The 207-nt window shown below is 33.8% G+C and carries 1 pseudogene; it reads left to right on the top strand.

Annotated features, from left to right (window positions below):
- A pseudogene (locus AABK37_RS42475) lies at window positions 1-207 on the top strand (ISH3 family transposase); the annotation flags it as partial.

Here is a 207-nt window from a genome sequence, read left to right as displayed (position 1 = left end):
CCCTGGGAATAAAAAAAGGTTATTTAAAAATAGCAATTGATTTAAATTTAATTCCGTACTATGGTAAACCGAAAGAAAAAGAATTACCATACATATATCGGAGCCAAGCAAAGTCTGGTACTTGTTCATTTTATGGCTACGCTACCTTATATGTTATTACCAAAAGCAAGCGTGTAACCCTTGCAATTAGAGGAATTCGTTGGTTTG

The sequence above is a fragment of the Tolypothrix sp. VBCCA 56010 genome, assembly GCF_050875635.1.
Taxonomy (GTDB): domain Bacteria; phylum Cyanobacteriota; class Cyanobacteriia; order Cyanobacteriales; family Nostocaceae; genus Hassallia.
Note: the sequence above shows the minus strand (reverse complement) of the source record. Positions and strands in the feature narration are given on the sequence as shown.